This window comes from Arthrobacter sp. TJ-170 (assembly GCF_058269305.1).
The window spans coordinates 48557-64793 of record NZ_JBZCNL010000004.1 but is presented as its reverse complement, the minus strand read 5'-3'; the positions used below and the strand labels follow the sequence as shown (position 1 = coordinate 64793).

Sequence of the window (16237 nt, the reverse complement as noted above, 5' to 3'; positions counted from 1 at the left end):
GGGGGTGCGGTTCAATGTTTGAGACAATGACGGGGTGAATCGAGCATCGCTGGATAAGCGTCCCGAGGAAGTTGCCGCCATGTTTGACGATGTGGCGCCCAAATACGACGTAGTGAATGACGTGCTTTCGCTGGGGCAGACCCACCGTTGGCGGCGTGTTGTGGTGGACGCCGTTGATGCGGGTCGGGGAGACCGGGTGCTTGACCTGGCAGCCGGTACGGGCACGTCGAGTGAGCCCTTCGCCGACGCCGGCGTACATGTGGTCGCGTGTGATTTCTCACTCGGGATGCTGCGCGTGGGCAAGCGCCGCCGTCCGGACATCGACTTCATTGCCGGCGACGCCACCAACCTGCCGTTCGAAGACAACTCCTTCGACGCCTGCACCATCTCCTTCGGGCTGCGCAACGTCGACCGCCCCACCAAGGCGCTGGAGGAAATGCTCCGCGTCACCAAGCCAGGCGGCCGCCTCGTCATTGCCGAGTTCTCGCAGCCCACCGTTCCGCTCTGGCGCACTATGTACACCGAGTACCTCATGCGCGCACTCCCGGCGATCGCCACCAAGGTCAGCTCCAACCCTGAGGCATACGTTTACCTCGCCGAGTCCATTCGAGCCTGGCCCAACCAGGACGAGTTGGCCGCGTGGATCACCGAGAGCGGCTGGCAATCGGTCGCCTACCGCAACCTGAACGGCGGCATTGTGGCCGTGCACCGCGCCACCAAGCCGGAAGCCACCATCACAACGACGGCGGCTGCTTCCCAGACCCGCCAGCGTCGCCGCAGCAGCAGGGCCGCAAACTAAGTGTCCGTCCTCATCATCGGCGCGGGCCCGGCAGGGTCCACGGCTGCCTACTACCTCGCTGCTGCAGGTATCGAAACGACGGTCGTCGAGAAGACGTTCTTCCCCCGCGAGAAGGTGTGCGGGGACGGCTTCACGCCTCGCGCCGTTCGGGAGATACAGCTGCTGGGATTGCCGCACGGCGAAGAACTCGGGTGGCGGCGGAACATGGGCCTTCGGCTCCTGGCCGGCGGCAGGACCGTCGAACTGCCCTGGCCTGAGCTGTCCGACTTCCCGTCCTACGGGCTGGTGCGCACGCGGCTCGGCTTCGATGAGCAGCTTGCCGAGCACGCCCGGTCCGCCGGTGCACGGATCCTCGAGGGCCACTCGGTCACCGAAGCGGTACGGGACCAGACCGGGCGGGTGACCGGCGTCGTCGTGAACGTCCTCGGCCCTGGCGGGCGGCGGACGGGCGAGCAGAAGACCCTGAGCGCCGACGTCGTGCTGGCGGCGGACGGTAACTCGACCCGGACGGCCGTGAGCCTTGGCATGGCCAAGCGGGACGACAGGCCCCTGGGCGTCGCGGTGCGGACCTACTTCACGAGCCCCCGCCATGAAGACCCATGGATGGAGGGCTGGCTGGAACTGCCGGACGCCTCCGGGAAGCCTCTGCCCGGCTACGGCTGGGTGTTCGGTGTGGGCGACGGAACCTCGAATGTGGGCCTGGGGATCCTGAACTCCTCTGCGTCGTTCGGGAAGCTCGACTACAAGCAGGTGCTGCGGGACTGGACCGCCGGGATGCCCGCCGATTGGGGATTCACCGAGGAGAACCAGATCGGCGAAATCCGCGGCGCGGCCTTGCCGATGGGATTCAACCGGACTCCGCACTACTCGCGGGGCATGCTGCTGCTCGGAGACGCCGGTGGCATGGTGTCGCCGTTCAACGGTGAGGGAATCTCCTACGCCATGGAGTCGGCGCGGTACGCGGCCGAGTTCATCGAGCGGTCCCACGCCGTGGACCCGGGGCCTGCGCGCGACAGCGTGCTCTCGGGATACGCGCCATACATCCGCGACCAGTGGGGAAGCCACTTCACCCTCGGCCGCGTCTTCGCCGGACTCATCGGCAAGCCGGCCATTCTGCGGCTCGCGCTGCGTACCGGCATGCCGATCCCGGTGCTGATGCGGTTCGTTGTGCGGATGCTGGCCAACCTGACCGACTCCAGAGGCAAGGGTTTCGAGGATCGGCTGATCCATGTGCTCGAAAGCCTCGTCCCGGCGACGGATAACCAGTCGGTAGCTCGGAACCGGTAGAACCCCGGGAACTTTTGCGCACCTCTGGCGGGTTGAAGGGCGGCCCAGAACCCGCCAGAGCTGCACGAAAGTTCCAGCCCGTTGACTCCCAATGCTCGCTGCGCTCCCTCGCCCGATAGGCTTAGACCCATGACGGATTCCCCCCAAACCAGCTGGACCAGCGCTGGCCATCCGCGCCCGCTCATCGACGAGCTGGAGCCGAGCACCGGCGTGATCGCCACGGGGCTCCGCCTGCCCGCAGGTTTCGCCCTGATTGCTGAGGATCCGGAGCTTGGACCGGCTGTGTCAACGTGCCTCGCCAAGGTCGAGAAACAGCTTCGCGAAGCGATCTCCAGTTCCGATCCGCTGGCAGACGCCACCTCCCGCCACCTCGTTGAAGCCGGCGGCAAGCGGATCCGTCCGCTGCTGACCATCCTGGCTTCCCACCTCGGAGATCCAACCAAGCCGGAAGTGGTTGTTGCCGCCGTCGTCGTGGAACTGACGCACCTGGCAACTCTGTACCACGACGACGTGATGGACTCCGCGCCGTACCGCCGGGGCGCTCCGACGGCACACGAAGTGTGGGGTAATTCCGTAGCGATCCTGACCGGCGACCTGATCTTCGCCCGGGCTTCGATCTTGGTTTCTGAGCTGGGATCCCGTGCGCTCGGTATTCAGGCGCGTACTTTCGAGCGGCTCTGCCTCGGCCAACTGCACGAGACCGTTGGTCCCCGGGACGGCGAGGACCCGGTGGAGCACTACCTGTCGGTCATCGCGGACAAGACCGGCTCCCTGGTTGCCGCGTCCGGGCAGCTCGGTGCGATTTTCGCGGATGCACCGGCGTCGGCTGTCGATGTCATGGTGTCCTACGGCGAGAAGGTCGGCGTGGCATTCCAGCTGGCAGATGACGTCATCGACGTCACCGGGCTGAAGTCTAAATCGGGCAAATCTCCGGGGACCGACCTGCGCGAGGGCGTACCCACGCTGCCCGTACTCCTGCTGCGCCAGGCGGCTGCTGCCGGCGACGGGTCCGCGCAGCGCGTGCTCGAGTTGGTGGACGGCGACCTGACCTCGGACGAGGCCCTCGCAGAAGCTGTTTCAGCCCTCCGTGAGCACTCGGCCACACGCCAGGCCTGGACCGTTGCGCAGCAGTGGGCGGAAGACGCGGTCTCCGCACTCGACCCGTTGCCCGACAGCATGGTCAAAACTGCGCTGGCGAGCTTTGCACAGGCGGTCGTCAGCCGCGACGTCTAGTGGCAGCCGGCGCCATCCGTTCCGCATCCACAGGTGATGACAACCACTTCTCATCTTTTCTAGAGGGAAGGTTGCAATTTTCGCTGAAGAAAACCGAGTGCGTCGTTCCTCAAAGCCGAGGAAAAGACATGCCCCTCGTCGTACCAGGCTCCGGTGTACCGGCCCGTATCCTGCGCATGCAGTCGCTGAAGCATCCTGTCGGCGTCCCGCATGCCAGTTCGAGCAAACAGCGGATCGGTGTCGGCAAACTGCACGAGGAAGCTGCATCCCGAATTCAGGGTTGTGAGTTCCGGCAGGTCGAACGCTCGTGCCAGCCCCGGCGTGTTGAGCAGCCAGGAGTGATGGTCGAGATGATCAGGGAACAGGCCCGCAAAAGTAGTCATCATGCAGGAGATGACGCAGGCTCGCACATCAGGAGCGAGTGCTGCGAGGGCGAGTGAGCGGCCGCCGCCGCCCGAGAAGCCGGCAGTGCCGATACGTTCAGGGTCCACGATAGGCAGCGAGCGCAGGATGGCCAGGGCAACAAGATCCTCGTGTGCAACCATCCCCGCATAGCTGGTGCCCAGCAGGCCTGAAGCCTTTGCGATCGTATTTTCGTGGTGTGCCGCTGCTGCGTTATACAGCATCCCGGCCGAAGGGACTATGCGCTGCTCAGCCCACTGTGCCATCCGCGCTTCAACCCAGTCCGCTGTCCGACGCGGAGCGGGATCCAGCGTGAACTTTCGGCTACCCCAGCTGAAGGCGTCGTGAACCAGTACTGCGAAGCCTGCCCGGGCGACCTCGTTGGCAACAGCGTGGCCGTCATACAGTTCCCTTTGCAGTACCGAGACTTCCTCTGGTGTTTCCGGCCCGATATCGATCAGCCGCTCGGAGCCTAACCATTTGTTCCCCGCGTGGCACTGGTTCCAGAGCACCGCCGGGAGCGGTCCGCGACGGTGCTCTGGAACCAGGAGGTACGCAGTGGTGGGAGGACCATAAGACAGTTGCCACTGGAGCTGGGTCACCTGGACGCCCTCCACAGCCCAACCCGTCCTGTGCATGATCTCAGGTTGCGTACTCGGTAGCGCTGGGACCCCGAGGGTTGCCGCAAGCCGCCTACTGCCGTCGTCGTGCCCTTGATGCAGGGGGCTGGCCCGCACATAGGCGGGCCAGTCCTCAAAACCTGCAATCGGGCTGGGTTCTGTTGTCATGGTGGGGACGCTGCTAAGCGTTGATCAGTCCTTCGATCTCAGCGGTCATCTGTTCGGCAGCCTGCTGGGGGGTGAGGGCGTCAAATAGCACCTCGGAGGCATAACGCTTGATCACGTCCTGCACGCCGCCGGCGCCCACGGGCGAGATCTTCTCAGGCCCGGCCATGTCCGGGCGGATCTCCTCGAGGAAGTCCACGACAGTCTGCTCGGTTTCACTCAACTCCGGCTCAATGGCGGCGACCATATCAGGATTGGCAGGAACACCGCGGTCGACCATGATCTGCTTTGCGGCGTCCTCGTTGTTGGCAAGGTAGTTCACAAATTCAGCCGCCGCCTCCTGGTCATCGGACTGGCTGGAGATGGACCAGTACATCGTCGACTTGTAATACATTCCGTTGTCTGCCACTTTCCCGGAAACCGAAGGTGTCCGCAGCATGCCGATGTTGCTTCCTGTGGCCGTCTCGAGCGATGCCAATTGGTTGGACCAGAACCACCCCATGGCGGCCTTGTTTGTGGGGAAGCTGCTGGCCTCGAACGCGCCGGATTGTTCCTCAGTGAACTGGGCAGCACTCATTCCACCGCCTTCATCGCGGACATCGAGGAGGTGCTCAAACCATGCCGCGGCCGTAGCGGCGCTGTAGCCCACTCCTGTTTCTTCACCGTACAGAGATTCGCCGTGCTGCCGCAGCCAGATTCGCAGGTCGGCTTCCTGCGCACCATACGTTGTTCCGCTTTCGTCCCCGAGCTTTTCGGCCAGTTCAGCCGAAAGGGCGTAGTAGTCCTCCCAGGTCCATGTGGTGTCATCGGGTAGCTCAACACCGGCCTCTTCAAAGAGATCCTTATTCACCATCACCACATAGGCGTTTTGGCCTGTGGTCAAACCGTAGATTCCGTCCTCGTACGCACCAAGTTCCAGTGCCGATTCATCGAACTTTGAGAGGTCCAGGCCTGGCAGTGTGCTGAGGTCGGTCAATGCGCCCCGGCCGGCGTATTCCTGAAGGTACTTCTCGTCCATGTTGATGACGTCGGGTGCGTCTCCGCCTGCGGTCATGGTGGCCAATTTGTCCCAGTAGCCACCCCATTCGCCGTACTCACCTTCAACGGTGATGTCCGGGTTCTCGGCCTCGAAGTCTTCTATGACGTCCAGGGTGGTGTTGTGCAGGGGATCCGAGCCCCACCAGGAGAACCGCAGGCTGCCGTCCCCGGATTGAGCTTCCGCTCCGTTCCCGCAACCTCCCAGGGTGAGACCAAGTGTCATGGCAAGCGATGTGGCCATGATGGCGCGGGCTGATCGCGGGAACTTCGTCATTGAATCTTCCTTCACTGTGGTGGGTCGTCAGTGCTCTGTTGTGCTGGCCCAGGTGGATCGCAGCACTATGAGAAAACGTTTTCTCAGTAGGAAGTTGAGGCTATCCGCTGATTCGAAACCCGTCAAGAGCCTCGGGTTAGAGGCCCAGCGCCTTGCGAAGTTCAGCGGCCTTGCCGGCGCGGATTGCCGGGTCCACGATGGGCCTCCTCGGCGTGAAGTAGAAGCCGTCGTCGTGCCAGCGGGGGAGCACATGTTGGTGGTAGTGCCAGACATGCTGGCTGCCGGCGGGTTCGTTGTGCTGGCGGGTTGAGACGCCGTCCGGGTTCCACGCGCGCTTGATGGCGATCGCCATGTCGCGTGTGACGGTCATGATACGGCCGGCCACGTCGTCGGGAAGTTCGTACAGCAGTTCGTGGTGGGCGCGAGGCGTCACCAGGACGTGCCCGGGGTTCGGCTCGAAGCCGTGTGAGGCGATGAACGCCAGAACCAGGTCATCCGAGTAGATCAGGTCGCCCGGCTCGCAGAGGTTGGAGGCGAATCGGAATTCGCCCGAGGCCAGGTCGCAGAACGGGCACTCGTATCCTTGCGGAGCGTGGGTGACCCAGGTCATTCTGCCTCGTCATCGAACACCCAGTCGAACATGTCGAGCATGAATTCGCTGAAGGTCCCTTCCTCATTTTTCCAGGAACCACGGGCGTTGTTGCGACGCCAGACGATCGGATCGGGGACGGTCAGCTGGTCAGCCTTGACGCCCCAGACGAACTTTTCATCGACGTCTTCCATGAACAGCAGGAAACCGTCCTCGATTTCGAGCTCGTCCGGATCCCAGACGTAGTGGAACGCTTCCATGAGGTCTTCGGAAGCACCGACGGCGAGGTAGAACTCGCTCATCGCCATCGGGAGCGGGAAGTCCTGGCCCTCCCGCAGCTGGGCCAGTTCGTCTTCAGACAGGCCGTCTTCCGCCACCCAGGGTTCCTCGAAGTAAGCGGGTACGAGGGCGCGGAATTTATCCAGGAACAGCTCGGTCACAGTGGCTCCAGGTGAGGTTGGGGGATCGCTCAATCCTATCCCGCCGGGGGAGGCGCTGAAGGACGCGGTGAATGGGTGGCCAGGGGTGCATGCCATCCCGCCCGCCAGGCAAGAACCCGCAGGAGGAACACCAGTGCCGCGACGGTCACTCCGGTCAGGACGTTGAACAGTTCCAGCTTCGCGAGGACGACGGTGAGGGCCGCGCCCAGGAAGGCAGGCAGCGCGTAGATGTCTCCCGGATTGAACAATCGCGGCACCTCGTTCGCGACGACGTCCCTCAACAGTCCACCCCCGACGGCGGTAGTGACGCCGAGCAGTACTGCCGCGACCGGATTCCATCCGGTGTTGATGGCCTTCAGGGCCCCGACAATGCAGAAGAGCGCCAATCCGCCGGCGTCGAAGAGCATCAGAAGGCTGGTCACCTTCTCGAAGCGTGAGTAGAGAAAATGAACCAGAAAGGTGGCCAGGAGAGGCGGCGCCAGATACAGCGGGTTCGTGAATGCCACGGGATCGACACCGATTATTACGTCCCGGGCCACGCCGCCGCCGAGCGCGGCGAGGGAAGCCAGCAGGAGCGAGCCGATGAGGTCGAAGCCTTTCCGCGCCGCCAGCAAAGACCCGGACACAGCGAAAAAGAAAACGCCGAACAGGTCAAGGATCAGCGGGGCGTTCATGGGGTCAATTCGTTACGGGACACAACTGTCAATAGTCGCAGGCGGGTGCTTCAATGGCCAACATGCCTTCGTCTAACCAACCCGTCCTGATCGCGTGTTCACACGGCACCAGCAGCGCCGAGGGGCAGGCTGCCGTCAACCGGTTGCGTGACGAGATGCGTGCGCTTCGCCCGGAACTCGACATCCGGGAAGCTTACGTCGATGTCCAGCAGCCGGACCTCCCTGAGGTGGTCGCCGCGCTCCCGGAGGGGTCGGCCGTAATCGTGCCGCTGCTCCTGTCTGTGGGTTACCACGTGAAGGTGGACATTGCCGAGGCGGTGCAGAGCCGGCCCGGCACGTACGCCGCCGCTCCGCTGGGACCTGACCCGAGGCTGGCCGAGTTGCTGCAGCAACGGCTGGAAGAAGCCCGGGTGGAGCCGGATGACGCCGTCGTACTTGCTGCGGCAGGGTCCTCGGACGCGTGCGCCGGCGTGGATGTCGCGGAGCTCGCGGCGCAACTCGCGGAGGTGCGCCCCGGCCGGATCGTCGTTGGGTACGGCGCAAGCGCACGTCCCTCCGTGCCGGAAGCGGTTGCAGATGCGCAGGAAGGGGCCACCAATCCGGCCATCGCTTCCTACCTGCTGGCCCCGGGCTACTTCCATGACCAGCTGGCCAAGGCAGGGGCAAGCGTAGTGAGTGCTCCGCTGCTCCCATCCAGGACCGTCGCTGAGATTGCGCTCGCCCGTTACGACGACGCCGTCAGCCGTCTTGAGGCGCCGGACCCCGGCAGGGACTGCGGCAGGCCCTGCAGGCAGCTCGTGAAGGTGTGCGCCCGCCCGTGATCGGGCAGATTCCGGGAACACCGCCAGTCCTGTCAATACCCTGACGCCTTTGTGACGTGCTGTGTCGTCACGTGAACGGGTGTTGCCAAACCTTTGAAGGGCCTCTCGCCCCGGTCCTACTGTCTTTACATGACGAGTTCAGTCGCGACCACAGACACCACAGACACTGCGCGGAAGCCCCGCGCAAGCAGGCCTGCCGCCAAGCCGCACGGCCAGTGGAAGGTTGACGGCACCACGCCCCTCAACGCCAACGAAACGTGGAAGCAGGAGGACAACGGGCTCAACGTCCGCGAGCGGATCGAGACGATCTACGCGAAAAACGGTTTCGACTCCATCGACGGCACGGACCTCCACGGACGCTTCCGCTGGTGGGGCCTCTACACGCAGCGTCGGCAGGGTATCGACGGCGGCAAGACGGCCACGCTTGAACCGCACGAACTCGAAGACAAGTACTTCATGCTCCGGGTGCGCATCGACGGCGGTGCTTTGACCACCGAGCAGCTGCGGGTCATCGGCAACATTTCCACCGAGTTTGCCCGTGACTCCGCTGACATCACAGACCGTCAGAACATCCAGCTGCACTGGATCCGGGTCGAGGACGTTCCGGAAATCTGGAACCGCCTCGAGGCAGTCGGTCTCTCCACAACGGAGGCATGCGGTGACGTTCCCCGCGTCATCCTCGGTTCGCCCGTGGCCGGCATCGCCAAGGACGAAATCCTCGACCCCACCCCGCTGATTCATGAACTGAGCGAGCGGTTCATCGGCGATCCTGAACTGGCCAACCTCCCGCGCAAGTACAAAACCGCGATCACAGGCCACCCGAGCCAGGACGTCGTACACGAGATCAACGACTTCGCCCTGGTGGGCGTGGTCCACCCCGAGCTGGGCGCCGGCTACGACCTCTGGGTCGGGGGAGGGCTTTCGACCAACCCCCGGCTCGCCGAGCGGCTGGGTGTCTTCGTTTCACCCGATGTCGCCGCCGAAGTGTGGCTGGGTGTCACCAGCATCTTCCGTGACTACGGCTACCGCCGCATGCGTACCAAGGCCCGCCTGAAGTTCCTCCTGAACGACTGGGGAACCGAGAAATTCCGCCAGGTCCTCCAGGACGAGTACCTCGGCTTTGAGCTCCCTGACGGCCCCGCCGCACCCAAGCCCGACACCCCGGGCGACCACGTAGGCATTCATGAGCAGAAGGACGGCAAGTTCTTCATCGGTGTCGCACCGACCGTGGGCAGGGTTTCCGGGACAATCCTCACCTCCCTCGCTGACACCCTCGAGGCACACGGCTCCACCCGCCTGCGCACCACGCCCCACCAGAAGCTTGTTGTCCTTGACGTCGAGAAGGACCAGGTGGAACCACTCGTTACGGAACTCGATGCGCTTGGGCTGTCCGCCCGTCCGTCGCTGTTCCGCCGGTCAACCATCGCGTGCACCGGCATCGAGTACTGCAAGCTCGCGATCGTTGAAACCAAGGTCACCGCGGCCACGGCCATCGCGGAACTCGAGCGACGCCTCGCAGACCTCGTCGACGACGGTACGCTCACCCAGCCGATCGCGATGCACATCAACGGCTGCCCCAACTCCTGCGCCCGTATCCAGACGGCGGACATCGGGCTGAAGGGCATGATGCTTCCCACGCCCGACGGCGACCCCACGCCGGGCTTCCAGGTTCACCTCGGTGGTGGGCTGGCTGCCGTGGACCGGGGCGAAGCGGGTCTTGGCCGCACCATCCGCGGGCTCAAGGTGACCGTCGACAACCTGCCCGACTACGTTGAGCGCGTGGTACGCCGATACGCGGCGGACCGGCATGAGAACGAGACCTTCGCCCAGTGGTCACACCGCGTCGACGAAGGAGTACTGCAGTGAGTCTGTCACCGGAGAACGTTGACGTTGACGCCGCTAAGCGGTCCCGGCGTTCGGACGAAGAACTGAAGGCGCTCGCCGCCAAGGGCGCCGAAGAGCTCGGCTGGGATTCGTCCGCCGATCAGATAATCGCCTGGGTGGCCCGCAACTTCAACCTGTCCCAGGCCGCCGTGGCGTGCTCCATGGCCGACGCCGTCCTTCCGCACCTGGTCTCGCAGCAGTTCCCCGGCGTGGACGTACTCTTCCTTGAGACCGGCTACCACTTCACCGAAACGCATATCACCCGCGACGAGGTAGCCGACCAGCTCAACATCACGATCGTCGACGTCATGCCTGAACTGACCGTCGCTGAACAGGATGCAACCTACGGGAAGGACCTGTTCAACAGGGATCCCGCCCAGTGCTGCGCCCTGCGCAAGATGGACCCCCTCAAGAAGGCGCTCTCCGGCTACGAGGTGTGGTTCACCGGAGTACGTCGCGACGAAGCACCCACGAGGACCAACACGCCCCTGGTCACCTGGGACCGGGTGCACAACCTGGTCAAGATCAACCCGCTGGCAGCGTGGAGCTTCGATGAACTCCTCGACTACGCCGGTGAGCACCAGGTCCCGGTGAACATGCTCCTGTCCAACGGGTACCCCTCGATCGGTTGCATGCCGTGCACCCGTCCGGTAGCACCAGGAGAAGACCCGAGAGCCGGCCGCTGGGCTGGCCTAGCGAAGACAGAGTGCGGAATCCACCAATGAGCCATTCAACTCAGATCATTGAGGACGCGAGCGTGAAGACTGTGAATAGTGAAGCCGTAGCTTCGGAAGCAGCGCATCGCGGCGCCGAGGAACGAGGCGACGTGTCTAAGCTGCGTGAAGCTACGGCGAAGCGACTCTCAAGCCTCGACGCCCTCGAATCCGAAGCCATCCACATCATCCGCGAGGTGGTTGCCGAGTTCGAACGTCCCGCCCTGCTGTTCTCCGGCGGCAAGGACTCCGTGGTCATGCTGCACCTGGCGACGAAGGCTTTCTGGCCCGGTAAGGTGCCGTTCCCGGTGCTGCACGTCGATACGGGCCACAACTTCCCCGAGGTCATCGAGTTCCGCGACCGCACCGTTGAGCGGCTCGGTGTCCGCCTGGTGGTCGGTTCCGTTCAGGAGTACATCGACCGCGGCGAGCTGAGCGACCGCGCTGACGGCACACGCAACCCGCTGCAGACTGTCCCGTTGCTGGACACCATCAACACGAACCGGTTCGACGCTGTCTTCGGCGGAGGCCGCCGTGACGAGGACAAGGCGCGGGCCAAGGAGCGGATCCTGAGCCTGCGGGACGAATTCGGGCAGTGGGATCCGCGCAACCAGCGGCCCGAGCTGTGGAACCTGTACAACGGGCGGCACACTGTGGGCCAGCACGTGCGGGCCTTCCCGATCAGCAACTGGACCGAGCTGGACGTCTGGCGCTACATCGAGCGGGAGAACATTGAGCTCCCGGGCCTGTATTACGCCCACGAGCGCGAGGTTTTTCGTCGTGACGGCATGTGGCGTGCGGTCGGCGAGGTTTCCCAGCCGACCGAGAAGGAGGCCGTGGAAACGCGTACGGTCCGCTACCGCACCGTCGGTGACATGTCCTGCACCGGGGCAGTCGAATCAGACGCAGCGACCGTCGCGGAAGTTGTACGCGAAGTCGCCCTCAGCACACTCACCGAACGCGGCGCCACCCGCGCGGACGACCGGATCTCGGAAGCCGCGATGGAAGACCGCAAGAAGGACGGCTACTTCTAATGGCTACCCCCACCGCTGTTGAGACAGCACTTGAGCACTCCACCCTGTTTCGGTTCGCTACGGCGGGCTCCGTCGATGACGGCAAGTCCACCCTCGTGGGTCGCCTCCTGCATGACAGCAAGTCGGTCCTCGCAGACCAGCTCGACGCCGTTGCCCGCACCTCCGCTGAGCGCGGTTTCGGCGGGGAGCGCGGTGGACTGGACCTGGCGCTGCTGACCGACGGTCTCCGGGCTGAGCGCGAGCAGGGCATCACCATCGACGTCGCCTACCGCTACTTCGCCACCGCGAACCGCACCTTCATCCTCGCGGACACTCCGGGTCACGTGCAATACACGAAGAACACGGTGACGGGCGCTTCCACGGCCGACGCCGTCGTCGTGCTCATTGACGCACGCAAGGGCGTGCTGGAGCAGACCCGCCGTCACCTCGCGGTGGCGCGGCTGCTCCGCGTGGCGCACATCATCGTGGCGGTGAACAAGATCGACCTCGTGGACTACAGCGAGGCCGTTTTCCGTGACGTCGAAGCGCAACTCAAGCAGGCTGCCCACGAGCTGAAGGTCGATGAGCCGGCCATCATTCCGGTGTCCGCCCTCGAGGGCGACAACGTGGTGGACCGCTCGGAGAAGACACCCTGGTACGGCGGGCCGTCGCTGCTGGAGACCCTTGAGCAGCTTCCGGCGCTGGCCGATCTCGAGACGGACATCGAAGCGTTCCGGTTCCCGGTCCAGACCGTCATCCGGCCGCAGGGCGCGGTGGCTCCCGGGCTCGACGCTGAAACCTACCGGGACTACCGGGGGTACGCCGGACAGGTGGCGGCCGGGTCCATCCGGGTTGGCGACGCCGTGACGGTGCAGCCGTCCGGACGCGAAACGACCGTAACCGGCATTGACTTCGCCGGACAGGAACTGGTGGAAGCTTTCGCTCCACAGTCCGTGGTGCTGCGGCTCGCCGATGACATCGACATTGCCCGCGGCGACCTCCTTGCGGAAGCCGGTTCGCCTGATTCGATCTCCCAACTCCCGCAACCCACCCAGGACCTGTATGCAGCACTCTGCTGGCTGTCGCCGAAGCCGCTGAAAGAGGGTTCGCGGCTCCTCATCAAGCACGGCAGCAAGACGGTCCAGGGACTGGTTCGACAGGTCATCAACAAGCTGGATCTGTCGACGTTCGCCGATCAGCCGGCGTCGGGTCTGGAGCTCAACGACATCGGGACCGTCCACATCAGGCTCGCGGCGGCGCTGCCCGTGGACAACTACGTGAACTTCCGCCGCACCGGAGCTTTCCTGGTCATCGATCCCTCGGACGGCAACACCCTGGCCGCAGGCCTGGTGGAATCCGACCATCTTGAACTGGCGGCCCGCGAGGACGAACGCTATGACATCTAGCACGCCCGGTGCGCCGTGAACGGCGAACCGACCGTCGAAATTGCGAACCTCACGAAGAACTTCGGGAACACGCCGGTCTTCGAGGGGCTCAACCTGTCCATCTCCAAGGGCGAGTTCCTTTGCCTGGTCGGCGGATCAGGCTCCGGCAAGTCCACCCTGCTCAACATCGTTGCCGGCCTGGACCACGCCGACGGCGGTACCGTCCTGGCCCCGCCTGCGGCGGTCATGTTCCAGGAGTCGGCGCTGCTGCCTTGGCTCAGCGCAGCGGGCAACATCTCGCTCGCGCTGAAGTTCGCCGGCGTTTCGCGGAACCAACGTTCCGAGCGGACACAGGAACTGCTGAACATCGTCCGTCTTCCCGACGCCGGCAACCGTCTAGTCCACCAGCTCTCAGGCGGAATGCAGCAGCGGGTAGCTCTTGCCCGCGCGCTTGCGCAGAACCGCAGCCTGCTCCTCATGGACGAGCCGTTCAGCGCACTGGACTCCATCACGCGCGATTTCCTGCACGATGAGCTGGAAGACATCTGGCACGCCACGGGCCGGACCATCGTCCTCGTTACCCACAACGTGCGCGAGGCTATCCGGTTGGGCCAGCGCGTCATTCTCCTGGCCTCGGACGAAGGAGCCATCGCCGGGGAGTGGCAGGTCTCCGATACCCAGCGCCATGATGCCGTCGCGGGGGCAGCCCTGGCCGAAACCATCAAGAACGTACTCCATCGGGAGGTGCACGGTCTTGCCGCAGTTAGCTGAACCACTCAAGCTTGCCCGTCCCGCCCGGGTAGTGTCGGCGGGCCCTGGCGCCTCCCGTTCCCGCGGCGTCCTGCTGACGCTGGCACCCGTAGCCACTCTCGTGGTGGTGCTCGGCCTGTGGGCCGCAGCCTCCTCGGCCAGCGGTGGAACAGGTCCGGCGGAGCTCTTTGCCGCTCTGGGGCGACTCTGGGCAACCGGTGAGCTTGTCCAGGGTGTCGCCACAAGCCTGGGCCGGGGCGTGCCAGGATTCCTCCTGTCCGTCATTGTAGGCACCGTGCTGGCGCTCGTGCTGTCCGCCTCGGTGTGGCTGCGCGCCGCCGTCGCGCCCTACATGACGTTCCTGCTCACGCTGCCCACCGTGGCCTGGGTTCCGGTGGCAATCCTCTTCTTCGGGGTTACCGACGCCACGGTGTACTTCGTGGTTCTTACCGGCGCAGTTCCGGCCATCGTCAACGGCTTGCTCGCCGGCGTGGACCAGATCCAGCCGCTGCACCGCAAGGTGGGGCGCGTACTTGGGGCGGGGACCTGGGACACCGCGCTGCACATTGTTCTCCCGGCCGCCCTCCCGTCCTACATTTCGGGCCTTCGACAGGGCTGGGCATTCTGCTGGCGCGCACTGATGGCGTCGGAAATCATCGCCGGCGGGCAGGAGCTCGGCCTGGGTCTGGGCACCTTGCTGCAGCGCGGACGCGAAATCGATGACATCGGCGGCGTGATGGCGACCATCCTGCTGATCCTGGTAGTCGGCGTGGTGATCGAGGTGCTGGTCTTCGGCCCGCTCGAACGACGACTGCTGCGCCGCCGCGGCCTGCTCACCGGAGGTTCACGATGACTTACCCCCTCGGACTGCAATTGCGCGGCCGCCGCGTGCTCGTGGTCGGCGGCGGGCCCGTGGCCGCGCGTCGGCTGCAGGCGCTGCTCGACGACGGCGCCCTGGTCACGGTCGTAGCGCCCTACGCCTGTGAGGACATCGCTGATGCCGCTACTGCCGGCCGGGTGGACTGGCAGCAGCGCGAATACCGCACTGCTGATCTCGACGGCGCCTGGCTGGTCCTCGCCCACTCCGGTTCCGCCGAGGTGCAGGACCGGATCGCTGCCGAGGCGGACGCTGTCCGCATCTGGTGCGTCAAGGGCGGTGACTCCGGAGCCTCTGCAGCCTGGGTTCCCGCCGTCGCACGCATTGATGACGTGACGGTGGCCGTCAACACCCACGGTGACCCGAAGCGTGCCGCAGCCCTGCGCGACGGCGTCGCTGCCGCCCTCGAATCCGGTGAGCTGCCGTTGAGGCGGCACCGCCGCGAGGACGGGTTGGGTTCGGTTGCCCTGGTGGGTGGAGGACCCGCTGATGCGGGTCTGCTGACCACCCGCGGCCGGAGGCTCCTGGCGCAGGCCGACGTCGTGGTCGCTGACAGACTTGGGCCGCGCTCGCTGCTCGCCGGCCTATCGCCGGACGTTCAGGTGATTGAGGTGGGCAAGCTCCCCGGCCACCATCCTGTGCCGCAGGACGAGATCAACCGGATTCTGGTGGAGCAGGCGCTGCTCGGCCATCGTGTGGTCCGGCTGAAGGGCGGAGACCCGTACGTGCTGGGACGCGGTGGTGAGGAGGGAGCCTACTGCCGTGAGCACGGTATCCCCGTCGAGGTTGTTCCGGGTGTCACGTCCGCCATCTCGGTGCCGGCCGCCGCGGGAATCCCTGTCACCCACAGGGGAGTGGCGAAGGGCTTCAGCGTCATCACGGGGCACGAAGACATCCGCCAGCAGACCGGGCTCATCCCGCAGGGAAGCGACCACACCCTGATCCTCCTGATGGGGGTATCGCTGCTGCGGTCCTCCGCGGCATCGCTTATCAGCGGTGGTCGGGCGGCATCCACACCCGTCGCTATCATCGAGGACGGGTGGATGGAATCGCAGCGCGTGACCACCGGCACCCTCGCCACGATCGCCGACCTCGCCGAAGAGCGCGGGGTGAAGTCTCCCGCTGTGATCGTGGTGGGTGACGTCGTCGCGCTCTCTCCACACTGGCAACCCACGAACTTCCCGCTGGGTGCGCAGATAACAAGCCAATAGCGCTCCCATAACGTCCTTATCTGCGCACCCAGCGCATCGAATCACTAGCCCGAAGCAACCCA

At 64.9% G+C, this 16237-nt stretch carries 16 protein-coding genes; 11 read left to right on the top strand and 5 right to left on the bottom strand.

Annotation, left to right across the window (positions count from 1 at the left end):
* Positions 1-34 precede the first annotated feature (34 nt).
* From AC4D1W_RS09010 to AC4D1W_RS09000, 3 genes are all read left to right on the top strand, one after another.
* Positions 35-799 carry a demethylmenaquinone methyltransferase gene (locus AC4D1W_RS09010; RefSeq protein ID WP_490898546.1) on the top strand — a complete coding sequence of 255 codons (765 nt, stop codon included), beginning with the start codon at positions 35-37 and terminating at the stop codon, positions 797-799.
* The gene (locus AC4D1W_RS09005) at positions 800-2086 is read left to right on the top strand and encodes a geranylgeranyl reductase family protein (protein ID WP_490898545.1); all 1287 of its coding nucleotides are present in this window, start codon (positions 800-802) and stop codon (positions 2084-2086) included. It abuts the gene before it with no gap.
* Positions 2087-2215: 129 nt separating this feature from the next.
* Complete coding sequence (locus AC4D1W_RS09000) at positions 2216-3319, top strand: polyprenyl synthetase family protein (RefSeq protein ID WP_490889859.1); 1104 nt, start codon at positions 2216-2218, stop codon at positions 3317-3319.
* 59 nt (positions 3320-3378) lie between these two features.
* On the opposite strand, the gene AC4D1W_RS08995 is transcribed toward AC4D1W_RS09000, so the two are convergent.
* The 5 genes from AC4D1W_RS08995 to AC4D1W_RS08975 form a co-directional block, all read right to left on the bottom strand.
* Positions 3379-4509, bottom strand: coding sequence for an acetylxylan esterase (locus AC4D1W_RS08995; protein ID WP_490898544.1), 1131 nt, complete (start codon positions 4507-4509; stop codon positions 3379-3381).
* Between the two features lie 13 nt (positions 4510-4522).
* Positions 4523-5818 (bottom strand): ABC transporter substrate-binding protein, encoded by a 1296-nt coding sequence (locus tag AC4D1W_RS08990; protein WP_490898543.1) that lies wholly within the window; start codon positions 5816-5818, stop codon positions 4523-4525.
* A 136-nt stretch (positions 5819-5954) separates the two neighbouring features.
* Positions 5955-6428, bottom strand: a complete 474-nt coding sequence (locus AC4D1W_RS08985) for an HIT family protein (RefSeq protein WP_490889853.1) — start codon at positions 6426-6428, stop codon at positions 5955-5957.
* Positions 6425-6847, bottom strand: a complete 423-nt coding sequence (locus tag AC4D1W_RS08980) for a hypothetical protein (RefSeq protein ID WP_490889851.1) — start codon at positions 6845-6847, stop codon at positions 6425-6427. The genes AC4D1W_RS08985 and AC4D1W_RS08980 overlap by 4 nt, the downstream gene beginning before the upstream one ends.
* A 35-nt stretch (positions 6848-6882) precedes the next feature.
* Entirely contained in the window at positions 6883-7521 is a 639-nt protein-coding gene (locus AC4D1W_RS08975; RefSeq protein ID WP_490898542.1) for a trimeric intracellular cation channel family protein, read from the bottom strand.
* A 62-nt stretch (positions 7522-7583) separates the two neighbouring features.
* Here AC4D1W_RS08975 and AC4D1W_RS08970 point away from each other — a divergent pair, with 62 nt between their 5' ends.
* The 8 genes from AC4D1W_RS08970 (at position 7584) to cobA (ending at position 16175) form a co-directional block, all read left to right on the top strand.
* Positions 7584-8342, top strand: a complete 759-nt coding sequence (locus AC4D1W_RS08970) for a sirohydrochlorin chelatase (RefSeq protein ID WP_490898541.1) — start codon at positions 7584-7586, stop codon at positions 8340-8342.
* Positions 8343-8471: 129 nt separating this feature from the next.
* Positions 8472-10208, top strand: a complete 1737-nt coding sequence (locus AC4D1W_RS08965) for a nitrite/sulfite reductase (RefSeq protein WP_490898540.1) — start codon at positions 8472-8474, stop codon at positions 10206-10208.
* Positions 10209-10210: 2 nt separating this feature from the next.
* The gene (locus AC4D1W_RS08960; protein ID WP_490898681.1) at positions 10211-10951 is read left to right on the top strand and encodes a phosphoadenylyl-sulfate reductase; all 741 of its coding nucleotides are present in this window, start codon (positions 10211-10213) and stop codon (positions 10949-10951) included.
* Entirely contained in the window at positions 10948-11973 is a 1026-nt protein-coding gene (gene cysD, locus AC4D1W_RS08955; protein WP_490898539.1) for a sulfate adenylyltransferase subunit CysD, read from the top strand. Before AC4D1W_RS08960 ends, cysD begins: the two co-directional genes overlap by 4 nt.
* On the top strand, positions 11973-13358 hold the full coding sequence (locus AC4D1W_RS08950; protein WP_490898538.1) for a sulfate adenylyltransferase subunit 1: 1386 nt from the start codon (positions 11973-11975) through the stop codon (positions 13356-13358). The genes cysD and AC4D1W_RS08950 overlap by 1 nt, the downstream gene beginning before the upstream one ends.
* Before the next feature lie 15 nt (positions 13359-13373).
* Complete coding sequence (locus tag AC4D1W_RS08945; RefSeq protein WP_490898537.1) at positions 13374-14108, top strand: ABC transporter ATP-binding protein; 735 nt, start codon at positions 13374-13376, stop codon at positions 14106-14108.
* Positions 14092-14940, top strand: a complete 849-nt coding sequence (locus AC4D1W_RS08940) for an ABC transporter permease (RefSeq protein WP_490898536.1) — start codon at positions 14092-14094, stop codon at positions 14938-14940. Before AC4D1W_RS08945 ends, AC4D1W_RS08940 begins: the two co-directional genes overlap by 17 nt.
* A complete protein-coding gene (gene cobA / locus AC4D1W_RS08935; RefSeq protein ID WP_490898535.1) occupies positions 14937-16175 on the top strand; it encodes a uroporphyrinogen-III C-methyltransferase in 1239 nt (412 codons plus the stop codon). The genes AC4D1W_RS08940 and cobA overlap by 4 nt, the downstream gene beginning before the upstream one ends.
* The last annotated feature ends 62 nt before the right edge of the window (positions 16176-16237 follow it).

Excerpts from the sequence above, each read along its gene's own strand:
- AC4D1W_RS08985 (WP_490889853.1), bottom strand. The coding sequence starts at position 6,428 with ATGACCTGGGTCACCCACGCTCCGCAAGGATACGAGTGCCCGTTCTGC.
- AC4D1W_RS09000 (WP_490889859.1), top strand. The coding sequence starts at position 2,216 with ATGACGGATTCCCCCCAAACCAGCTGGACCAGCGCTGGCCATCCGCGC.
- AC4D1W_RS08965 (WP_490898540.1), top strand. The coding sequence starts at position 8,472 with ATGACGAGTTCAGTCGCGACCACAGACACCACAGACACTGCGCGGAAG.
- AC4D1W_RS08995 (WP_490898544.1), bottom strand. The coding sequence starts at position 4,509 with ATGACAACAGAACCCAGCCCGATTGCAGGTTTTGAGGACTGGCCCGCC.
- cysD (WP_490898539.1), top strand. The coding sequence starts at position 10,948 with ATGAGCCATTCAACTCAGATCATTGAGGACGCGAGCGTGAAGACTGTG.
- AC4D1W_RS08990 (WP_490898543.1), bottom strand. The coding sequence starts at position 5,818 with ATGACGAAGTTCCCGCGATCAGCCCGCGCCATCATGGCCACATCGCTT.
- AC4D1W_RS08970 (WP_490898541.1), top strand. The coding sequence starts at position 7,584 with ATGCCTTCGTCTAACCAACCCGTCCTGATCGCGTGTTCACACGGCACC.
- AC4D1W_RS08975 (WP_490898542.1), bottom strand. The coding sequence starts at position 7,521 with ATGAACGCCCCGCTGATCCTTGACCTGTTCGGCGTTTTCTTTTTCGCT.
- cobA (WP_490898535.1), top strand. The coding sequence starts at position 14,937 with ATGACTTACCCCCTCGGACTGCAATTGCGCGGCCGCCGCGTGCTCGTG.
- AC4D1W_RS08950 (WP_490898538.1), top strand. The coding sequence starts at position 11,973 with ATGGCTACCCCCACCGCTGTTGAGACAGCACTTGAGCACTCCACCCTG.